The organism is Acidithiobacillus ferriphilus (assembly GCF_028215975.1).
In the GTDB taxonomy this organism is placed as follows: domain Bacteria; phylum Pseudomonadota; class Gammaproteobacteria; order Acidithiobacillales; family Acidithiobacillaceae; genus Acidithiobacillus; species Acidithiobacillus ferriphilus.
In genome coordinates this window covers 524,451-544,471 of sequence record NZ_CP116458.1, presented here as the reverse complement: position 1 = coordinate 544,471, position 20,021 = coordinate 524,451, and the positions used below count along the sequence as shown (strand labels likewise).

Genomic DNA, 20,021 nt, shown 5'->3' with positions numbered 1-20,021 from the left:
ATAGCGAGAAGCAGCATATGTGCCATGCCGACCGACCAATATATTTGCACCAGACCCTTCTTTGCCCGCCCCGTAATGGGGCACAACGAAATTTTTCGCCCCAAAACGAGGCGCCGGCCATCATCTTATTGATCTGGTGCCAATTGCTTGTGTGGATATATTGGCCATATACAATCTACGATTAAAGTGTTATTTTTTTGCGAATGTGTTGCCCAAAACGCAACGCTTTGAAGGGCTGATCATGAAACACCTGCGCCTGTTTAACTACATTGACACAATCGTCAGAGAAGGCTCGGTCCGGCGCGCGGCCGAAAAGCTGCACATCACGGCATCGGCACTGGATCGCCGCGTTCAGGATCTGGAAGAGGAACTGGGCACCGGCATTTTTGAACGGCATCCGCGCGGGATGCGCCTCTCGGCTGCGGGAGAAGTTTTCCTGAGTTATGTGCGCCGCCACCTTTCCGACATGCAGCGCTTACGCTCAGAAATAGATAGCCTCAACGGACTTCGCCGCGGCCATATTTCCCTCGCAGTCAGCCCCGCATTGGCGGCCGATTTTATCCCGAGAATCATTAACACATTCAGAGAGCAGTATCCGGGGGTTTCCTTCTCGGTGACTGTAGCGAAACACAGCGACGCAATTCGTGCACTACTGGCGTTTGAAGCCGATCTGGTGGTCATCGTGGCGCCGCCCAGACACCCGGACGTTATCGACCTTGCCATATCCGAGCAGCCTTTGGTAGCGGCCATGGACCGCACGCACCCTCTTGCCAATCAAGGTACGCTTCGCTTGAGTGACTGCATCCAGTATCCGTTGGTATTGCCAGCACCGGGGCTTACCTCGCGTGAAATGCTGGAGTCCGTGCTCCATAGTCGACGATCAGAAACCCAAATCGCCGCCGAGACCAACTCCTATGAGGTGATGCGCGGCATGCTGTACGGTACCAAAAACATTGGTTTTGTTATTTCAACGGGGATGCCAAAAAATCGCGTCAACGAAAATATAGTGTATCGGCCAATTTCTGCCGTGGACATACGCCCCGTGCCATTAGTCTGTGCGCAACTCAAAAGCCGAGGAATTTCGGTCTCTGCCGCTCGTTTTTCCAATTGCATAGCAGAGGAACTAAATAATATGAGCCTAGGCGAACACCATACAGCTTAGGCATGGAATAGGGGTTCATTTAAAAAGACCATCTTACGGCACCGCCACGCTACCATCACTGCGCGGATCAGCAGCACCCGCAAATCCGCCCTCCGGGTCACGCGCCACCATACCCGCATGACCCATAAAGTCACTGTAATCGGGTACCCACGACACCTGATGCCCCCGGCGGCGCAAACCCTCAAAAACGGCGCGGGGATATCGCCGCTCCAGACGCAAACCCGCCGAGGCTTCCCCCCAGGTGCGCCCGTACAGCCAGCGCGGACTGGTTACTGACTCGGCGAGGGAAAGCCCATAGTGCTTGGCGCGCATGAGCAGCGCCGCCTGGGTTTGGGGCTGGCCATCCCCCCCCATACTGCCGTAGGCGAGTTGCACCCGCCCCTGTTCGGCATAGAGCGCTGGATTAAGGGTATGAAAGGGGCGTTTTCCAGGCTCCAGCACATTGACGTGCCCCGGTTCCAGAGAAAAGGCACAGCCGCGGTTATTCCACAGCACCCCGGTATTACCCGCCACCACGCCAGTGCCAAACTCGTGGTAGAGACTCTGAATCACACTCACCATCCGCCCTTGCCCATCCACCACCCCGAACCAGACCGTATCGCCCTTGGCGAGTCCAATGGGCGGCAGAGGCATCGCGATAAGGGGGTGTATCTCTCTGGCGCAGTCATCCAGAAAATCCGGATTCAGCAATGATGCAATATCCGCATCGCCAAAGTCAGGATCAGCTACTAACTGGTCCCGGTACTTAAAGGCCAGCTTGGTGATTTCTACCGTGTTATGAATCAGCTCCGCGCCCAGATGGTCCCCGCTGTTGAGTCCAACGCGATTCAGCAGGGCAAGGATCATGAGTGAGGCTACCCCTTGGGTGGGCGGCGGCATATTGATAGCCTCGCCGGCACCGAAGGCGGTGCGCATCGGTTCCACCCAGCGCGGCTTGAAGGCCCGCAAATCGGCTTCTGTCAGCAGACTGCCGGCGGCTTTGAGACCCTTCGCCATTTGCCAGGCGAGCGGGCCGTGATAAAAAGCCTCTGCACCATTCTCCGCCAGAGTCCCGAGAGTTTGTGCCAGCGCCCGTTGACTCCACAGTCGCCCGGTTGGCATTATCTCCCCCCCCGGCATGTATTGCGCTGCAAAACCCGGCTGCTGACGGAGCGCGTCGCCAAATCTGGTGAGGGTATGGCTCTGGTTAGGACTGAGCGGAAAACCAGTGGCGGCGTGGCAATAGGCGCTCTCCAGCAAATCGGACCAGGATTTACGGCCCCGCCAGCGATCCCTGGAGAACCCAAACGCCGCCGCCCAGCCGCCCACCGCACCCGGCACCGTCAAAGCGGACAAGCCACCACGGAACGGAATCTCGCGCAGCCCCCGATCACGAAACAACTCCGCCGAATAGTGTCGCCCGGCCGGACCAGCGGCGGCCAGTCCGCGCACCGTGTGCGCATCGCCGTCCGAAATCAGCCAGAACGCATCGCCCCCCAGTCCGTTCATGTGGGGATAGACCACGGAGAGGGTCGACGCCACCGCAATGCCCGCCTCTATGGCGTTACCACCGCTGCGCAAAATAGCGGCCCCGGCCTCCGCCGCCAGCGCGTGCGGAGCACTCACGACACCACCCTCCGAGCTCGCCGATAAGGAGATTTGAATGGGTTTCACAGAATGGACCTCAGTTTGTGACGCGCTGAACACCATTCCCGGCTGGTGTTCAGCCGGGGATAACGTAAAAAGTGGTTCCACGGCAAGCGGATATGCTCTGCCGCCGACAAATAACCCAGTTGTCGATCCAACCTTGCATCGGCTGCATCCACGGGTACTGCACAAAGTGACGGTGACCAACACTGCGACACCATCAGCGGATGCCCGCCACCACCCCAACGATCTATCGGACTTACTGCCGGAATATGCCGAGCATGTGCGATGCGCCGCAGCCGCCTGAGCCACGGCGCGGGTGGCAAAATCGTATCTACCGGCACCACCAGCGCGGGGCCAGATCGATGATTCAGCCCCACCTGGAGCGTCGAGAAAGGCCCACGCCTTGCCCGAAAGTTATGCCGTTTCATGGCACGACGATGCAGGCAAGCCAAAACCCGCCGTGGCCGATACCCCGTCACCAGATACACCGGGGCAAACCCCGCCTGCCGCAGGATATCCACCTGCCGGTCAATCCAGCTCCGGCCATCGCCGGGCAGACGCCTGCACGCTTTGTGCTGTCGCCCGGAGCGCCGGGACTGGCCGCCCGCCAGAATGATGGCTGCATCCATGCTGCGGGCGGCTTAGGTCGTCTTCGGCATCAAGCTCACATGCGCCGCGACGACACGCCAACCCTCTGGCGTGCGTATCCAGGTCTGACTTTGTCGGCCATGCACCTGTTCGCGCCGGAACTCCGTGTTGGCAGTCGCGAAGCCCTGTCCATAGGTGGTGATCGTCGTATTGACCAATTCCCGATTCAGCGCCGGGGCTGGACGGGATGCCCGAAACTCGGCAATGGCCGCATAGCCGTAGAGATTTTCTGCCACTCCGTAGCGCAACGTGTGTACGCTATTCCAAAATAACTCGTCCAATACATGAACGTCGTTTTCAACCAATGCTTTTTCATAACGGAAAAAAGCGGCCTGCACTTCTTGTAAGACTTCGGGCGTGTTGATTTCGGCGTAAACCATGGGATTTTTCCTCTTAGTGGGTGGGGATTGGACTGGTAAATCCGTGCAACTCAAGCTGTCGTGCGACTTTGAATATTCGCGCCTCCTGCCAGGGTGCGGCAATAATCTGGACCCCGATAGGCATCGCCCCCGCGCTGGCCACAGGCACCACCACCACCGGGAGGCCAATGAAGGAGAGGGGTTGGGTGTACAAGCCCAGATGCGGTCGCACCATCATTCGCTCCCCATCCAGTTCCATATATCGCTGCCCGATGGCGGGCGCCGACATGGGCGTGGCCGGTGCCAGCAACAGGTCATAGCGCGCGAAAACCTTGAGTACTTCAGCCCGATACCAGCGCCGGAAACGCTGGGCCTGAATATTCCAGGACGCGGGCAATAGCGTACCGGCCAGCATGCGATCCCGCACGTCCGGGTCATAATCTGCGGCGTGATGACGCAAACGATCCAGATGCAGATTGCTGCTTTCGGCATTGGTGATGAGATAGGCGGCGGCACGCGCCTGCGCGGTTCCGGGAAATTCGACGAGATCAGTCACATTCAGCGCCGCCGCGACCCGCGCCAGTGCCTGCTCCGCCGCTGGCGTCGCCTGTTGCGTGAAATAGCCGGCGGCAATGGCAATTTTCAGACCAGCGACACCGTCTGCCAGACTTCCACTGACCGGCTCACTCGCCCTATCCGCGCAAACGGGGTCCGCAGCATCCGCCCCTTGCATGGCGTCATAGGCCAGAGCGAGATCCGCCACACTACGTGCCAGCGGGCCGACATGATCGAGACTGGGACAGAAAGGAAAGGCTCCGGCCCGGGACAAGCGGCCATAGGTCGGCTTCAGTCCAAAAATACCGCAGAGGGAAGACGGCACCCGAATAGAACCATTGGTGTCAGAACCCAGTGCGATGGGCACCATGCCTGCCGCTACGGCGGCACCACTGCCGCCACTGGACCCGCCTGTCATCCGCAAACGGTCATGGGGATTGCGGGAAGGCCCATAGTGAATGTTTTCACCCGTAAAATCGTAGGCATACTCGCCCATATTGAGAGCGCCCACCATGACGGCGCCCGCTGCCGTGAGCCGCCTTACGGCGGTGGCGTCCGCTACGGCGGGGGTCTCTTTTTGATTGATCTTGGACCCGGCGAGGGTAATCTCGCCCAGCAAATCAAAAAGATTTTTGACCGCAAAAGGCACCCCCGCCAGAGGCCCGGGGTCTTCGCCCCGCGCCACCTTCTGGTCCACTGCCTCCGCTTCCCGTAGGGCACGCGCTTCCGTGACGCAGGTGAAGGCATTGATCTCGCCGTTCCTGGCGTGGATATGCCGGAGCGTATCCTGCACCACCTCCGCTGCGCGCCACTCGCCGCTACGGACCCGCTGCGCAATTTCCTGCGCCTGCGGACATGCGTCGTTCTCTGGCTTCATGGGCGGAATACCGGGGCCAAATCCTCCGTCATGTCCAGCGGATGCGCTTCCAGCACCTTGGCCATCCGCGCACTCAGCATGAAATAATGCTTCACGTCTGCACGCCATTCTTCGCGTACACTGAGCCCCAAAGAATCGAAGAGATAGTTCATATATGTATCCACGGGCGTTTCGGCATCTGTTCCGGGCGGATTCATCCTGCTTTTCCTTCTGTTAAAAATCAGTTTTTTGCTGCCGTAATTGCAGCAACTCTGCCAACACGCTGATCGCGATCTCCGGGGGCTTTTTACCCAGTCCGGGCAAACCCATGGGCATGTGTAAACAGTCCGGAATATCATGTCCGGCGCGGGACAGAGCGTGACTAAAACGCGCCGCTTTGGACCGGCTGGCAATTACCCCGAGATAAGCCAAGGGTTTCCCGATAAAATGCTCCAGCAACGCGTAATCCATGGCGTGGCTGTAGGTCATGATGAGCACCATGGCATCGGTTGCCGGGGCCTGCAGATCGGCCCAGGTCCAAGTGTCCACCAGGGTGACCTCTGGCGGAAAGGCGGCAGGATCGGCCCACTCGGGGCGCTGATCGAATACGGACGACGCGAAATCCAATTTGCGGGCGATGCTGGCGATCGCCCGCCCTACATGCCCCGCACCAAAAATCCATAGCGGCTGATGGTGGGGAGCGGGCAGCGCGAAGTGCCGCTCCTCGACATCCATACCTGGAGCGTTAGCGCGCAAAAGCACAGTCAAGGCATCAAATGAACCGATTTGCCGTCCCAGACGGGTAATCCCGGCCACAAGCTGCAACCGGCCTGCTGAATCCCTTTGATAGAGACGGGAGGCGCCAGACTGGTACAGATCGGAAAAAAATAGGGGCACATCCAGCACACAGATTTCCACCTGCCCACCGCAGCACTGATCATCCGCCGTGCCCAGGGTAAAACTCAGCAATGCCGGGGATGCGTCAGAACGGGGTGTGCGCAACACCTGACAGATCTGATATTCCATACGGCCACCACCTACCGTGCCCAGCAGGGAGCCATCTTCCAACAGACGCATACTGGCCCCGACCGCCGTGGGCGCAGATCCCCGCACCCGGGTCACAATAGCTTCCCGGACCGGAAGCAAGGGCCGCTGACGACTGGCGAGGGCATTCATGAGGCGTACCCGATCACGGCCACCGGCCCGCCCCCTTGGGGACCCTGATGCTCCGCGCGCGTCGAGACATAAATGCCGGTTTCCCCGGTGACCCCAGCCAATAAGGCTGAAACTACACAGCGGGAATAACGCATATCGGAGATATCCGCGTCTGTCCACATGGTATGACGACGATGGCGGATATGGCCTCGCGGGTCGGCATCGGATTTGGCGAAGACCGCCAGCACCTTCTCCGCATCGGCAGTCGCTAACTGCCCGTTGACGGGCTGCAGTCCCAACTGATTCAGCACGGCATGGATCGCCGGCACATCGATGATGTCCTGCATCACCCCGTGGGCGATGACCAGATCACCCTCCCACCAGCACGAATTGGCGAACAGCACCATTTCGGAGCGCTGCAATAAGGGTTTGGCGGAAACACTGGCCCGACTGGAGTACAAGAACCAGTCCCGGTTGATGGCGTCATCCGACAGCTCGGATTCCGCCACCTCACCCAGAGCGAGGGCCACCCCCAGGGCAGAAGCGCCGCGTGACCAGGCCATGTCACAGCGCAGGTGCTCGGCACGGACGTTTTCGGTCGTTGTAGAGTCCAGCGCTGGTATCGCCCCCTTGATCTGCACCAGATGCACATCCGCAGGCTCGACCTGCAGGGTATGCATGAGCCAGGTGACCGCGCGGGCGGTCTCCCGCACCATCGCCATCCGCCCCACTTCCTGCGCGCTAAAAGGGCGGGTATGGGCGGATGCAAGCGCCAGACGTTTTATCGGATAGGCTTGCTCCGCCGCCCGGCCCGATACTGCAAACACCAGAATATGCGGTGCCGCAACTCCTTCACTACCGCCCGAAAAGGACAACACCACGCGTTCTTCCACCAACTCTGGACGGCAATCCAAATGCGTTGCCAGCACCTGGCTCAAAGCCATCGTCGCCAAAGCTCGGGTAAAGTCGTTTATGCCGCCATTACCCTCGGTTTTGCCAATAATCGCGACGATGCTCTGGGGATTTATCATCCCCTCGGCAATCGCCCGGACCAGTCCGGAAACGTCGGCAGGGTCTGTCGTAAAAAACCGGTAGACGGAGGTACGCATGGTCTTCGCCTTCTGCGATTAAAAGGGAACCCGGAGCACCCGCCCGGTGCGACGTTGGATGTCGATCTTGTACACGTCCCCGTCGTCCATCTCATCTGCTGCCTGAGCGTTCGCCAAAGCAGTGACCACCTCGTCAGAATTCATGGTCATGACCGTCACCGGATCGCCAACAGACATTGGGAAATCGTGCCAGGTACCCGCATGGATCATCACCCCCTGCCCCGCTGGAATGCGAAAAGCGCGAACGTCTTCCAGGCGGGGGACATTTTCCCCGCTGCCCTGATTGGGTTTGCCCAGCACCATGGCGAAGGGAATGCTGCCCAGCCCGACAAAAATCTGCGTCATATTGAGGTGCCGTTCCAGCCAGGTAATCTCGGGGTTGCGGTGTGATATCCGCGCCGTGCGGACCACCGCGCGACCGGTATATTCAAAATCGAGATTTTGCCCCTCTTCCACACTCCCCTTATAAAAGGGAATTGAAAGTCCGGGCCGGTGTACCGCCTCGCCAATCATCACCCCGTATTCCGCGAGGTTCTCCGGCGTAGCGTCCAGCAATGGGACATCTACATAAACCGTCTCTGTCTGATTTGCATAGGCACCCATATTTTAATTCTCCTTTTTCGATTCACTGCGTCTATGTATGGCCTCCAGCACCAGCCGGGAAGCTATCTCCAAACGATAAGCCGTCGTCGAGCGAATATCCTGAATGGGTGCAATATCCTGCTTTACCCTCTGACGCACTTGCGCGTCGGCAATATCACGCAACGCACGTCCCAGCAGATATTGGCTCACGGATGGCAAGGTACAGGGAGTCGCCGCCACACTCGCCATGCCGAAACGCGCGCTCTGAATAATTCCATCACTATCTTCTTCGATGAACGCCGCGATACTCACCTTGGCAATAGCTTGCGCTGCCCGTGTTCCGACTTTCCGAAAATAGCCGCGACTGTGTTTGGGGGGGTAAGGAATCCAGAGAGCGCTGAGTAACTCTCCAGCTTGCAAGGCCGTCTTACGATACCCCTGATGGAAATCTCCATAAGGCAACCAGCGCGAGCCGTGATGATGGACGATCTCCAGACGTGCGCCATAAGCCAGCAACGCCGGCGCATTGTCCGCCGCAGGGGAGGCATTGCAAACGTTGCCACCCAGCGTGGCGCGGTTTTGAATGGGCGGCGCCCCGGTCACCGCCGCCGACGCTGCCAGCATTGGCCAGTGGGCGACCACTTCCGCATGCCGGCGAATCGCTTCTAGGGAAGTAGCGGCGCCAATCCGGATACCCTCTTCCGTAATCTGCAGCCCCTGCAACTCCCGCAGTCCGCTGATGTCCAGCCAGGACTCCGGGCGCCGTTCCGGGGCGAGATGACGCTCCACCATAAGATCGGTCCCGCCCGAAATCACCCGATATAGGCCGGGGGCTGTCGCCAATATCTCCAGGGCTTCCGGCAAATGTCGCGGCCTTATCCAATCAGACATCAGCAGACCCTCCGGCGGCCTGGGCGATGGCCGCATAAATGCGCCCATACCCGGTACAGCGACAGAGATTACCGCTCAGGCCCCAGCGAATCTCCTCCAGGGTCGGGTTCGCATGCTTCGCCAACAGGGCGGTCGCCGCGAGCATCATACCCGGCGTACAAATCCCGCACTGGGTAGCGCCGCACTGAACAAAGGCCCGTGCCAGGGCACTATCTTCGGGAAGGCCCTCTACCGTGGTAATCTCCGCCTGCTCCATCTGCCCGAGAGGAACCAGGCAGCTATTCACCAGCTTGCCATTCACCAGTACCGCGCAGGCGCCACACTCTCCTTCGCCGCAGCCTTCTTTGTTTCCCTTGAGGTCGCATTCATTACGCAATACATCCAGTAAACGGGCATTCGGCGCTGAGCTGCTCTGAAAAGCCTTACCGTTGATGCACATCGTCGTCGGCATGATCAATTCCCTCCGCTCACCGTCAGCTCCAGCAGCATTTCGGGCTTGACCGGAATCTGGCGAATATCGATATCCAGGGCCTGCTGAATCGCATTGACGATAGCGGGCGCCGGACCATCCATGGGCAATTCACCGACGCCCTTTGCCCCTTTGGGACCTGCTCCCAACCCGCCTTCCAACAACACCACGTGAATAAATCCTAAATCCGCGCTAGTGGGGATGATGTAATTGGTCAGACGGTCATTGGCCATGACCCCGCGCTCATTCCAGAGCACATCCTCATAGAGGGCATAACCAATACCCTGGGCGACACCGCCCTCAATCTGGCCCTGCACAATCACCGGATGCACCGCATTGCCGATTTCCTGTACCGCGGTAAAATCGAGCACCCGCGTTGCGAGCGTCAACGCGTCCACTTCCACTTCGGCAATGTAAGCCGCCCAGGCATAACTGGCGTAAGCCCGCCCCAAAAAGGCCTGCTCATCCCAACGCATGTCCGCCGGCGGCTGGTATTGTGCGGTCACCAACGTATCCCCTGCGGCTGCGCAAAGCCGGGTACACGCTGCGGCAAAACTTTGTGCGTCATGGGACGCCGCTAACTCCGCCGTTTCCCGCAGCCGTTGCAATAATTGTCCCGCCGCCTTCTGGATGAGATCCCCGACCACCATACAGGTGCGGGAGGCGACCGTCGGTCCGGAATTTGGCACCCTGGAGGTATCGGTTTGCGCTAAATGCACGCGATCCATGGGCAGGCCCAGCGCGTCAGCCGCAATTTGGACCAGCGTGGTCGCCGCGCCCTGCCCCATTTCGGTGTTGGAACAGAGAATTTCGACGTACCCACTGGCCAGAGCTTGCAAAGAAACCCGGGACGCCAGATGCAATTCACCGTTGCCGGTAAAACCGGCGCCATGGGCAAAAGTCGCCAAGCCAATGCCTTTGCGGGTCTGATGTCCGGCCGCATTCCAGGCCCTATACTCCGCCAGCCGATGGTAATAGTGTGTGTGTTCCAATGCCACATCGAGCGCGGCATGGGCAAAGCAGTCAGCACCCACCACATCACCCGTGGGGCTCACATCGCCGGTGCGCAACAAATTTATCCGGCGCAATTCGGCAGGGTCCATAGCCAGTTTTCTCGCCAGCCGGTCCATGGCCACTTCCATCGCAAAAATGCTTTGCGGCGCACCAAATCCGCGAAATGCACCAAAGGGCGGATGGTTGGTCGCGACAGCGCGCCCCCTGACCCGGATGTGGGGGCACTTATATGGTCCCGGTGCATGAATAACACCACGGGAGAGCACTACCGGACTGAGAGTACGATAAGCCCCGCCATCAATGGCGAAATCCATATCGATAAACTGCAATTCTCCGGCCTTATTGGCCCCCAAACGAATCAGGGTACGGGAAGGATGACGCTTGGGCGTCACCCGCAAATCCTCGCCCCGCTCATAAACGAGTTTTACCGAACGGCCACCCGCTTTGAGTGCCAGCAACGCCGCATGGCAAGCAATCACCGAGGGGTAATCTTCCTTGCCACCAAAGGCCCCACCGGTGGTACTTTGCACCACCCGCAGATGATCCTTATCCATCCCCATACACTGAACCAATGCGTCCAGCACGTAGTAGGGACACTGCATGGAACCTTCTACCAGAATGTTGCCGTCTTTCTGCAAATGCGCCAGCATCCCTTGCGGCTCAATATAGAGCTGCTCCTGGGACGGGGTGAGAAAGCGCTCTTCGATGACGACATCGGCAAGATGCTCCCCCTCCGCAACATCACCCCGATCCAGAAGATAATCCGTATAAATATTACCAGGTATGATTTCGTGTTGCGCAGCGAGTGCCGCATCGATATCAAAAATCGGCGCGGTATTGGGCAACTCCACCAAAGAAACACCCTTCAACGCCATTCTGAGTTTCTCCGGGTCCGCGTGGGCCAGCAATACCACCGCCTCCCCAGCGTGCCGAAATACGCGATCAACGAGCACTACCTGATCGTTCTCCAGGAGCTTTACGGCGTTCATACCCGGAATATCTCGCGCCGTGACCACCACAAATTCCGACCAGTCTATGGCAGGATCGAAAACCACCTCCTGCAGCGTTCCACCAGCCTCAGTAGTGCGCACCGTCGCTCCATGGAGCACGTCTGCGCAGGGCAGGTCATCGACATAGAGCGCCGTCCCCCTGATTTTGGCAACGCCATCGACACGGCGGGGGCTCGCCGTCTGCTGGTCAGTTCGCTGCTTCACCAAGGTCAAAGACACGGTGACACTCCTTGCTCCCGGGCCAGAAACTCACCAGCGGATACTTTGATGACCCGTATACTCATGCAGCGCCCTTCAACAGGTGCGCGATAACGGCCCTGGTGACGATCACGGCGTTACGCTCGGCGAGGGCGCTGGCATACAAATCGCCTGTTTTCCAGATTTCTTCTTCGGTTTTACCGGGGGGCGGAACATCCACGTCAGATATCCCCCGTATGGACAGATAATGATCCGCCAAACCGAAACGCGAGAGCACGGCCACATCCCCGAGATCCTCCATGGCCGTATTGGTATATTTCGCCTCTCCATGGGTATAGCGACGCACAATCTGTTCGGCAATAGCCTGGTTCGCTTTACCGATCCAAAAATCATTGCCGGTGATAGTGGCGCCCACCATCACCTTCGGCGCCACAGAGATAGCGAACGTTTTATCCAGCTTCTTCGCCTCTGCCGAGTTTTTCAGCGCGACATGAGCCGAGGCATTTACCGCCATGTTCAGCAGGGCCGGATTGATTTTATACGCCAGATTTTCCATGATATTCTGGGTATAATTTCCGCAGTGGCCCGGCGTGGCATAGTCCGCGCAGCCCGGAGGGGACCATGCCAACTGCTTTTGATCACTCAGGTAATGATGTCCAAAAGCCCAGGAGATTACCCAGCTATTGATATACACACTGCCCAATGCGGAGTCTTCTTTGTCCACACCGCCCGCAATGCCGCTGCGAATAAAAATAGTCTTCTTCACATCCAGAGCCGCGTCTTTCACCAGACTGGTGACGGTGACTGCGGCATTGATTTCCCCTTCCCCGGTTTCCGTAACACAGACGCCTTTGCTGTCGCAGATCATGGGCTTGATGAGACCTGGCACATGCAAGGCTTGATGCTGAAAAGATTTTTGTGCTGTCCATGCTTGCCACTCGGGCGGAAATGCTGTCAGCACGATCACTTTCGGGCGCATTTTCGCCGCCGCCGGTATAGCCTGGGCGTAGGCCAGTGGCGCCATCCATGAGAAGCCGACCGCACCACATAGCATCATATGCTTCCAAAGCGTGTTTTTCTTCACGAACATTCTCCCTGCTGAGTTCTTTATCATAGGTTCTGATGTGATGCGCCGTACTGATCCAGATCCCTGAACAGGGACTGCTTTCGTTGGTCCGTACAAAAAGCCGCTTCAACGGCGTTACGCTCAAGAAGTAATGCGTCTTTCGCGGTTAAATCCAGACTGGAAAGTGTCCCGATAAGGTTTTCGCTCAGGTACCCACCGAAGTACGCCGGGTCATCCGAATGAATCGTCGCCAACAATCCCGCTTTCAACAATCGACTCAGATTATGTTCGGATAACCGGCTAAACACTTTGAGCGCGACGTTGGAGAATGGGCAGACCGTCAGCGGAATTCGGTCATCCACCAGACGACGCACCAGTGTCGGATCCTCCAAACAGCGCACCCCATGATCTATGCGCTCGACATCAAGCACATCCAGTGCCCGCCAGATATAGGCGGGCGGCCCCTCCTCCCCGGCATGGGCAACACGATGCAGGCCCATGGACTTGGCCACCTTAAACACTTCCTGAAACTTTTCTGGGGGATTGCCCAATTCAGCGGAGTCGAGACCGATGCCGGCGATGCCCCCCAAAGCACAAGCATGCTCCAACAGCGCCACCGAGGGTTCCGGGTCGCGATCCCGCTCAAAGCAAAGAATCAGCGCGCTGGATATATGCCAGTCACGCTCGGCGTCTCGCAAGGCGGCGTTGATGCCACCCATCACCGCCGCCAATGCCACGCCATTGGCAAGATGCGTCTGCGGATCAAAAAACAGTTCCGTATGACGAATCTGCTGGGCTTTACAGCGGGACATATAGGCCAGGGTCAGTTCATAAAAGTCCCGCTCTTCCCGCAATACGGACGCCCCCAGATAATAGACATTCAGAAAACTTTGCAGATCCTCAAATTGATATGCCGCCCGTGCCGCCTCTATCGTCTTATAGGGAACATCCACGCCGTTACGCTGGGCCAGCGCGATGAGCAATTCGGGCTCCAGAGTGCCCTCAATATGCAAATGCAGCTCTACCTTGGGCAGATCCTCCACAAAGTCAGTCAGCATTCCCTTAGTGTTCATCGTACTTTCCATAAAAGGTGTTGCTCCGTATGTTTTTATAAGACTATGCATGTACACCGCTTAAGCCACCCGCTCACCCCTGAGCCAGGTTCCCAGCGGACGCTGTTCCAGATCGGTCGACTTACCACTTAAGCATTCCTCAAACCAGGCCTCTACAGAATCCGCTGCGGGCTTCTGCGGCAATAGCACGAAATCGGCACGTTTTCCCGCCGTCAAATCACCGCCGACGGATCCTCTGCCCATACATTCGGCCCCCGCCTTAGTAGAACGATACAAGGCCTCCTGAGGCGCAACAGGAGCACCCACGTCCCGATGTGTTCCCAGAAATCGCTGCATGACATGCAGCATGCTATGAGTGGGGCCACCACCGATGTCACTCGCCAATGCATAGGGAATGTCGTAAGCACGCACTTGCTCTAAGGGCATGCGTCGATTGCCCAGAGCCTCATTACTGGTAGGGCAATGCGCGACCCAGGAGCCGCGCTCCCGAAGGCAGCGCCATTCCTCGTCACGCATTTCAATACAGTGGCCCAATATCGTCCGGGGCGTCAGCAGACCCGCGCGGTCATATACCTCAGTATAGTGCGCAGCATCGGGAAACAGCTCTTTAACCCATTGCAGCTCCGCGACCGATTCCGCAAGATGCGTCTGGATTAAACATGAGCTCTCGGCGGCAATCTGTCCCAATGCCTTCAGCGATGCCGCCGTCAGATTGGGCGCAAAACGGGGTGTCAGTGCATAGTGTGTGATATCCGTTTGGCGCATAAATGCGCGCAACGCGTCAGGATCATGCAGGCTATAGTCAGTCAATGTATGGGGCGCATTAATTGCCATCAGGACATTACCAATGACCCAATCGCCACGCATCGATGTCAGTGCAATCTGCGTGGCCTCGGCATGCGGACTGGAATAGCTCATGCCCATCACGGTCCCCGCACGCAATACATCGCCATAGAATTGTGCCGCCGCAGCCTTGGCGAAATCGGTATCCACATAGCGCGCCTCTTCCGGCCAGATATACTCTTGTAGCCAGGTCAGGAGTTCGCCAGAGAAACGTCCCCTGACACGATGTTGCACCCAATGCAAATGGACATCGACAAAGCCTGGAACAATAACACCATCCAGATCCTCTACTTCCGTATCAGCGTTGACCTGATTCAGCATCGTACTAAAGTCACCCAGACGCACAATGATGCCTTGATCGACACCTAAAGCACCATCCTGGTAAAATCTCCAGGTATTCGCATCTATCGGGTTAAGTATCGGCGCTCTAAATATCTTTTCCATCATCTGTACCCGTTGGCACCTTAATCAGTAGTCTTACTGACAACCGGTTTTGATAACGCGCTCACCCGTCCCTGCTCGTCAGTGGCCGTATGGTGACAAAACAAAACCCGGTAGAGTATTGATACCGCAATCGTCGTCGCGACACCCACCAATGGTGATATGTCTGTACCATGCAATAGATGCGCTCCATATCCCTCCCAAATCGGATTATTTGAGAACACCACGGTAAGCGTGACCCCTATAACGAGCACCCAGACATTAGCACGCCTATGTGGCAACCTGTTCAATCCTCCGTGCGCTTCCGGAAGCACATCCCACAAAACATACGTGATCATCACACCGGTCCACGGCGCCGCTACGATAATCAGCAAATCCAAAAAAGTCTGAAAAGAATCCCAGAATGATGGCGCCACAAAAAGCATGTAGATACCGACCAGTGTTGCCAGCAGCGCATCCAGAACCGTAAACTTCTTGCGATCCAGATCCTTGCCCACCACCACCGCCAGGCTGAAAGCAGAACTGTAGGAGTTCAAAAAATTAGACGCCAACAAACCTAATATCGCAAACGTGCAAAAGCCTAAATACAGTGCCGAAGTGCCCACTCCCGTCGCCGTGATGCTTATTCCAGCAGGTCCCACCTGGATACCACCACGCATATACAACGTAATGGCTAATGCGAGAATGAGGCCACCACCTGCAAATCCGCCAAGGCTGGGCCATAACGCCATTCTGGTCAGGCTCGTGTCACGCCGCACATACCGCGAATAATCCGAAGCAAACATCGTCCATGAGAACGCACCGCCCATGAGCGCCAAGGCAATTCCACCCAGGGTTTGAACTCCGTCAAAATGGCCTACGGCAGGCGTCATCGAAAGCGCCTGCCCGCCATGCAGATATACTAGTATGGCTATCGCAAACAGCGCGAGAAATAGCGCCCCCACCGTCTGCGCCGTCACGATGGCCTTATATCCGATAATGGGCACTACAAAATTACCCAACACAGCCAATACCAGCGCGTAATAAATACTGGTATTTGTAGGTAACAAGCCGTAACTGTCAAAAACACTGCGGAGGATATACACCACAAGCACCAACACCACGGCCTGCCAACCCAACTGCGACAACCAGTTACTCAAGGAAATCAGTTTATTGACCGGCCTCCCAAAAACGCGTCCAGAAACCGCCATAGTCGGAATACCGTAGACAAATCCCGGTATACTGATGATACCCACAGCGGCAAAAAGCGCAGAAGCCAGCAGCACGACCCACAAAAATGGCGCCAAAGGAAACAGATGGGCGATCAAAACCCCGACCGGCAAGCTAGAAGCAGTCATGGTCGCCGCTAGCCAGATCAAAGCGACCCGCAGTGCTGAACTCGTGCGCTCCGCCTCTGTCGTGGCACTAATCGAATGCCTGTCACCCATCACTTTTCTCCCTTGCATAAACGCTAACTTGATCCAGCACCCACTTCAACGTCGATTTGAAAAACCGTATTCCGTTGAGGCATCTTTTTCAGAAATGGTGGGAAGCCACCATCCTTTACTGCTGCAAGTGCCGCACGATTGACCGCACTCAAGGGACTAGGCTGGATAATTTTCGCCCAAAGCAACTGGCCTGTAGGGGAGATCTCAAACTCAACGGTCGCCTTGCCGCTCAGACCCATCGCTCTTAACGCTGCGGGCACATGAAGATTCTGCTGAATCATTGGCCGCAATAGCCCGACATAACGCCCCATCAACGAGGCCGTCTGCTGGGCCGACATGGGCGGCGGGGCAGGAGGTGGCGTCACTAGCGGCTTAGGCGCTGACGCCGCTACCGATTTAGGAGTCGGCGTTGGTGGCGTGGCTGCCTTAACCGGCGGCGGCGCAGGCGGCGTCGGTGCCGGTGCCGGTTTCGGCGGAATCACCACCTTCGGGTGCGGACGGGGCCGTGGCGGCGTCACATGATGCACTACCGGTTTGGGAGGAACCGGTTTCGGTAGAGGGTTGGGTATCACCTTCGGCGGTGGTTGCGGCAAAGTCATCATTTGTACCGCAATGCCGTGATTCTTGGGCTTAACGGCGTTTACCGGAGGCCTGCTGTGTCCGTACCAGACCAAGCCGAGCACGAGCAGGACTTCAACTGCCACAGCACCGCCCACGGCATACTTAAAATGGCGTTCCTTCGGCTCCGGCATGAGTGAATAATTTGTGGCCCTAGGCATCGTGGTAGTCATATAAATTTATTCCCATTTTCGAGCACTGTCGCGCTCGCCAACTGTACGTTTGGCATTCGCTCACGTTGCCCCGAGTTAAAGACGCAACTACTCACGCGGGCTTCGCCGCAATACCGATACTGGTTACACCCGCTTTTTGACAAGCATCCATCACATGCACAAAATCTTTAAAAGGAACCATTTTATCGGCCGCGATCGTCACCTGTGTGTGTTTAGCATCGCCATCGCCCGCGAGGAAACTCTGCAATTGATCCAGGCTCATTTTTTTGCCCTTCACCACAACACTGCCATCCTTCACGATATTGAGCACGAAATGCGGATGCGGCAGTACTTTCGTCTCACTGGATGTGGGCAAGTCCAACTTTAACCCCTTATCCGTAATCATCTGCAAAGTAATCATGATGAAAAAAACCAGCAGGAACAGCATAACATCAATCATCGGGATGATTTCGATACGCCCCTTTTTGCGGGGCCGGCGTTGGGGTAACATGCTTTACTCCTTACTTTGCCTGGCAAGGTGAAAAACCTTCCGAAACATCATGCGGTCACTTCAAATGCGTTAGCTGATGACGGGGCGCTGACTGCCGTCTCCTCTAACACCACGGGCGCGCCATCCAAACGGTTCATGAGCACCACTTTCAACGACTCGAGCTGGAAAATGGTTTTCTCGATAGCGTTGTTGAATGCGTTAAAACTCAGCAAGCCGATCATGGCGATAAAAAGTCCAGACGCGGTGGCAATCAGCGCATCCGCAACACCGCCAGTAACGGAAGTAGGATTATGACCAGGTACCGCAAGAATGGAGAACGCGTGGAACATGCCGAGAATAGTTCCGAACAGACCCAGAAGGGGCGCCAGGGTGACAATAGTGTCCAAGATCCAAAGGCGCTTATCCAAACTTGGCGTCGTCAGGAAAATGGCTTCGTCCAAACGGTTCGCAAAGGCTTCGCCGCGAGCGCTGCCGTAGTGATGAATCAAATTGAAATGCCGGAGCGCTACACCCAGCAGAGATTCTTCGGGAAGCCCCTTAGACAAGATCACCAGATCTTCCAGATCAGGGCGCCGCAACTTGCCACGGGCGGATATTCTCCAAAGGATTTTCTTACCTTTGCTGATGGCGTTACGAAGATACCAGCCCCGATCGAAAATCACCGCAAGCTCGACCACGAAAAGGAGCATCAAGATGTACAGAACACCATCTGAGTAGTTGGCAAGATGTACAAGATAACTGAACGAGATCATATAAACTCCAGCACAAGGTGATTAACAAAACCATCCAGCATAGACTGAGCAGAAAATATGCCATTGGTAGTTGTTGGAAATGCCCATCATTGGGATCATAGGGCTACCCAAAACCGACAGGCCGACAATCTCTTTTTTAGTGCAGGCAACGCAGCTTTGCACCATAACGGTGCGGTCACTTGAATCCACCCGAGAACTTCTTCCATCCCATGATGGACACATCATTGGATTCGATAAAGTTCTTTTTTTGCGTGATATAGATTCAAAAAATGCAACGGTATGAAACTTTCGGAGGCGTGCTGCGGGAAATACCGATGGCTGCACAGGAAAAACGAAGATATTAGACACGATTTTCCCGCCACGGGCATGGTCGGAAAACTGAAAATGGGGTAGGCCTCTTGGGGCTTATATTTGCCAGTCCGAGCGGACCAAATTGCGTTTCGCAGGCACCTGTAGTCCGGTCAACGACGCCGGTCTACTTCTTGTAGTTTTTCCGCCGGAACAAATCAATCTTCCGCGAAACCAGCCGGTCCAGGAAAAGAAAACCGTCGAGATGATCCATTTCATGCTGAACGGCTCGGGCCTCGAAGCCTTCGCACTCGTAACTCCGCTCTCGTCCCGAGGCATCCTGCGCCTGCACTTGTATGCGTTCGGCGCGGATGACATTGCCGGTAAAGTCCGGCACCGACATGCAGCCCTCGCGGCCCACCGCCATGCCCTCCCACGCCACCAGCTCGGGATTGATCAACACCATGAGCCCGTGGCAGTTCTCCCCCAGCTTGGGACGCACGTCGACAAGCACGATGCGCTGCGGACGGTCCACCTGTGGCGCTGCAATACCCACACCCCCCGGACCGGCATACATGGTTTCCGTCAGATCACCGACAAAATGGTGCAGATCGTCGTCAAATACACTGACCGGCTCGGCTTTGCGCTGCAGCCTGGGGTCCGGATAGGTCAGAATGGAAAGCACCGCCATCAGAACACCGCCGCCTCGATGGGGTGCACACCGATTTCCACCCCTTCCCTCTCCCGCAACGGCGCCACGGCCTTGCGGACACTCTCCACCCCCTCTGGCGCATAGCCTTGAATGACCATCACATAGAGTGGCCGCTCGGCACTGCCGGAACTCTCGCTTTCCAAATCAATCACATTGAAACCGATGGCCGCCAAGGCCCCGGTGACGCCCGCGACAATGCCCGGATGATCGGCCCCGTAAACGGTGACCCGGGTGTTCGGCATATCTGCGCTCAGCGCCACGCTGGGGATAGGGTCCAGATGCACCCGCAGATTGAGGCGTTTGATGGCAGGGTCCAGCGCCATTTCCACGGAACCCAGATCACGCGGATAATCGATGACCTGCATAATGGTGAAGTAACCGCCGAGACGCATCATCGAGGCATCACCGATGGAGCAGTCTGCAGTGAACAGGGCTTGGGTGACGGCGGCGACGATACCGGGGCGATCTTCGCCGATGACGGTGAGAAGGGCTTGACTCATC

At 57.0% G+C, this 20,021-nt stretch carries 21 protein-coding genes; 1 reads left to right on the top strand and 20 read right to left on the bottom strand.

Features of this window, described 5'->3' with window-relative positions; genetic code table 11:
- The first annotated feature begins 151 nt into the window (after positions 1-151).
- The gene (locus PJU76_RS02715; protein ID WP_271780375.1) at positions 152-1,162 is read left to right on the top strand and encodes a LysR family transcriptional regulator; all 1,011 of its coding nucleotides are present in this window, start codon (positions 152-154) and stop codon (positions 1,160-1,162) included.
- 33 nt (positions 1,163-1,195) lie between these two features.
- Here PJU76_RS02715 and ggt read toward each other — a convergent pair whose 3' ends face one another.
- The 20 genes from ggt to PJU76_RS02615 form a co-directional block, all read right to left on the bottom strand.
- Complete coding sequence (ggt, locus tag PJU76_RS02710; protein WP_271780374.1) at positions 1,196-2,767, bottom strand: gamma-glutamyltransferase; 1,572 nt, start codon at positions 2,765-2,767, stop codon at positions 1,196-1,198.
- A 44-nt stretch (positions 2,768-2,811) separates the two neighbouring features.
- Complete coding sequence (locus tag PJU76_RS02705; protein ID WP_271780373.1) at positions 2,812-3,420, bottom strand: nucleotidyltransferase family protein; 609 nt, start codon at positions 3,418-3,420, stop codon at positions 2,812-2,814.
- Between the two features lie 12 nt (positions 3,421-3,432).
- Positions 3,433-3,819: an oxalurate catabolism protein HpxZ gene (hpxZ, locus tag PJU76_RS02700; protein ID WP_271780372.1), complete on the bottom strand. Its 387-nt coding sequence runs from the start codon at positions 3,817-3,819 to the stop codon at positions 3,433-3,435.
- Between the two features lie 13 nt (positions 3,820-3,832).
- Positions 3,833-5,230, bottom strand: a complete 1,398-nt coding sequence (locus PJU76_RS02695; RefSeq protein ID WP_271780371.1) for an AtzE family amidohydrolase — start codon at positions 5,228-5,230, stop codon at positions 3,833-3,835.
- Positions 5,227-5,427, bottom strand: coding sequence for a DUF4089 domain-containing protein (locus tag PJU76_RS02690; protein WP_271780370.1), 201 nt, complete (start codon positions 5,425-5,427; stop codon positions 5,227-5,229). Before PJU76_RS02690 ends, PJU76_RS02695 begins: the two co-directional genes overlap by 4 nt.
- Positions 5,428-5,443: 16 nt before the next feature.
- Positions 5,444-6,385 (bottom strand): XdhC family protein, encoded by a 942-nt coding sequence (locus PJU76_RS02685; protein WP_271780369.1) that lies wholly within the window; start codon positions 6,383-6,385, stop codon positions 5,444-5,446.
- Positions 6,382-7,473 carry a cyanuric acid amidohydrolase gene (gene atzD, locus PJU76_RS02680; RefSeq protein ID WP_271780368.1) on the bottom strand — a complete coding sequence of 364 codons (1,092 nt, stop codon included), beginning with the start codon at positions 7,471-7,473 and terminating at the stop codon, positions 6,382-6,384. Before atzD ends, PJU76_RS02685 begins: the two co-directional genes overlap by 4 nt.
- 18 nt (positions 7,474-7,491) lie before the next feature.
- Entirely contained in the window at positions 7,492-8,076 is a 585-nt protein-coding gene (locus tag PJU76_RS02675; RefSeq protein ID WP_271780367.1) for an ureidoglycolate lyase, read from the bottom strand.
- Between the two features lie 3 nt (positions 8,077-8,079).
- Positions 8,080-8,946 (bottom strand): FAD binding domain-containing protein, encoded by an 867-nt coding sequence (locus PJU76_RS02670; RefSeq protein WP_271780366.1) that lies wholly within the window; start codon positions 8,944-8,946, stop codon positions 8,080-8,082.
- Positions 8,939-9,397, bottom strand: coding sequence for a (2Fe-2S)-binding protein (locus PJU76_RS02665; protein ID WP_271780365.1), 459 nt, complete (start codon positions 9,395-9,397; stop codon positions 8,939-8,941). Before PJU76_RS02665 ends, PJU76_RS02670 begins: the two co-directional genes overlap by 8 nt.
- Positions 9,398-9,399: 2 nt before the next feature.
- Complete coding sequence (locus PJU76_RS02660) at positions 9,400-11,658, bottom strand: xanthine dehydrogenase family protein molybdopterin-binding subunit (RefSeq protein WP_271780364.1); 2,259 nt, start codon at positions 11,656-11,658, stop codon at positions 9,400-9,402.
- A gap of 61 nt (positions 11,659-11,719) precedes the next feature.
- On the bottom strand, positions 11,720-12,727 hold the full coding sequence (locus tag PJU76_RS02655; RefSeq protein WP_271780363.1) for a phosphorylase family protein: 1,008 nt from the start codon (positions 12,725-12,727) through the stop codon (positions 11,720-11,722).
- 20 nt (positions 12,728-12,747) lie between these two features.
- Complete coding sequence (locus tag PJU76_RS02650; protein ID WP_271780362.1) at positions 12,748-13,776, bottom strand: adenosine deaminase; 1,029 nt, start codon at positions 13,774-13,776, stop codon at positions 12,748-12,750.
- Positions 13,777-13,836: 60 nt separating this feature from the next.
- Positions 13,837-15,066, bottom strand: coding sequence for an amidohydrolase family protein (locus PJU76_RS02645; RefSeq protein ID WP_271780361.1), 1,230 nt, complete (start codon positions 15,064-15,066; stop codon positions 13,837-13,839).
- Between the two features lie 17 nt (positions 15,067-15,083).
- A complete protein-coding gene (locus PJU76_RS02640; RefSeq protein WP_271780360.1) occupies positions 15,084-16,487 on the bottom strand; it encodes a purine-cytosine permease family protein in 1,404 nt (467 codons plus the stop codon).
- Positions 16,488-16,510: 23 nt separating this feature from the next.
- The gene (locus PJU76_RS02635) at positions 16,511-16,798 is read right to left on the bottom strand and encodes an energy transducer TonB family protein (protein ID WP_271780359.1); all 288 of its coding nucleotides are present in this window, start codon (positions 16,796-16,798) and stop codon (positions 16,511-16,513) included.
- Between the two features lie 571 nt (positions 16,799-17,369).
- The gene (locus PJU76_RS02630; protein ID WP_271780358.1) at positions 17,370-17,768 is read right to left on the bottom strand and encodes an ExbD/TolR family protein; all 399 of its coding nucleotides are present in this window, start codon (positions 17,766-17,768) and stop codon (positions 17,370-17,372) included.
- Positions 17,769-17,815: 47 nt separating this feature from the next.
- Complete coding sequence (locus PJU76_RS02625; protein ID WP_271780357.1) at positions 17,816-18,520, bottom strand: MotA/TolQ/ExbB proton channel family protein; 705 nt, start codon at positions 18,518-18,520, stop codon at positions 17,816-17,818.
- A 475-nt stretch (positions 18,521-18,995) separates the two neighbouring features.
- Positions 18,996-19,499: a peptide deformylase gene (gene def, locus PJU76_RS02620; protein ID WP_064218989.1), complete on the bottom strand. Its 504-nt coding sequence runs from the start codon at positions 19,497-19,499 to the stop codon at positions 18,996-18,998.
- The gene (locus tag PJU76_RS02615; protein ID WP_064218990.1) at positions 19,499-20,020 is read right to left on the bottom strand and encodes a glycine cleavage system protein R; all 522 of its coding nucleotides are present in this window, start codon (positions 20,018-20,020) and stop codon (positions 19,499-19,501) included. The genes def and PJU76_RS02615 overlap by 1 nt, the downstream gene beginning before the upstream one ends.
- Position 20,021 lies beyond the last annotated feature (1 nt).

Excerpts from the sequence above, each read along its gene's own strand:
- PJU76_RS02705 (WP_271780373.1), bottom strand. The coding sequence starts at position 3,420 with ATGGATGCAGCCATCATTCTGGCGGGCGGCCAGTCCCGGCGCTCCGGG.
- hpxZ (WP_271780372.1), bottom strand. The coding sequence starts at position 3,819 with ATGGTTTACGCCGAAATCAACACGCCCGAAGTCTTACAAGAAGTGCAG.
- PJU76_RS02695 (WP_271780371.1), bottom strand. The coding sequence starts at position 5,230 with ATGAAGCCAGAGAACGACGCATGTCCGCAGGCGCAGGAAATTGCGCAG.
- PJU76_RS02690 (WP_271780370.1), bottom strand. The coding sequence starts at position 5,427 with ATGAATCCGCCCGGAACAGATGCCGAAACGCCCGTGGATACATATATG.
- PJU76_RS02685 (WP_271780369.1), bottom strand. The coding sequence starts at position 6,385 with ATGAATGCCCTCGCCAGTCGTCAGCGGCCCTTGCTTCCGGTCCGGGAA.
- atzD (WP_271780368.1), bottom strand. The coding sequence starts at position 7,473 with ATGCGTACCTCCGTCTACCGGTTTTTTACGACAGACCCTGCCGACGTT.
- PJU76_RS02675 (WP_271780367.1), bottom strand. The coding sequence starts at position 8,076 with ATGGGTGCCTATGCAAATCAGACAGAGACGGTTTATGTAGATGTCCCA.
- PJU76_RS02670 (WP_271780366.1), bottom strand. The coding sequence starts at position 8,946 with ATGTCTGATTGGATAAGGCCGCGACATTTGCCGGAAGCCCTGGAGATA.
- PJU76_RS02665 (WP_271780365.1), bottom strand. The coding sequence starts at position 9,397 with ATGCCGACGACGATGTGCATCAACGGTAAGGCTTTTCAGAGCAGCTCA.
- PJU76_RS02655 (WP_271780363.1), bottom strand. The coding sequence starts at position 12,727 with ATGTTCGTGAAGAAAAACACGCTTTGGAAGCATATGATGCTATGTGGT.
- PJU76_RS02650 (WP_271780362.1), bottom strand. The coding sequence starts at position 13,776 with ATGAACACTAAGGGAATGCTGACTGACTTTGTGGAGGATCTGCCCAAG.
- PJU76_RS02645 (WP_271780361.1), bottom strand. The coding sequence starts at position 15,066 with ATGATGGAAAAGATATTTAGAGCGCCGATACTTAACCCGATAGATGCG.
- PJU76_RS02640 (WP_271780360.1), bottom strand. The coding sequence starts at position 16,487 with ATGGGTGACAGGCATTCGATTAGTGCCACGACAGAGGCGGAGCGCACG.
- PJU76_RS02635 (WP_271780359.1), bottom strand. The coding sequence starts at position 16,798 with ATGGGGCGTTATGTCGGGCTATTGCGGCCAATGATTCAGCAGAATCTT.
- PJU76_RS02630 (WP_271780358.1), bottom strand. The coding sequence starts at position 17,768 with ATGTTACCCCAACGCCGGCCCCGCAAAAAGGGGCGTATCGAAATCATC.
- PJU76_RS02625 (WP_271780357.1), bottom strand. The coding sequence starts at position 18,520 with ATGATCTCGTTCAGTTATCTTGTACATCTTGCCAACTACTCAGATGGT.
- def (WP_064218989.1), bottom strand. The coding sequence starts at position 19,499 with ATGGCGGTGCTTTCCATTCTGACCTATCCGGACCCCAGGCTGCAGCGC.
- PJU76_RS02615 (WP_064218990.1), bottom strand. The coding sequence starts at position 20,020 with ATGAGTCAAGCCCTTCTCACCGTCATCGGCGAAGATCGCCCCGGTATC.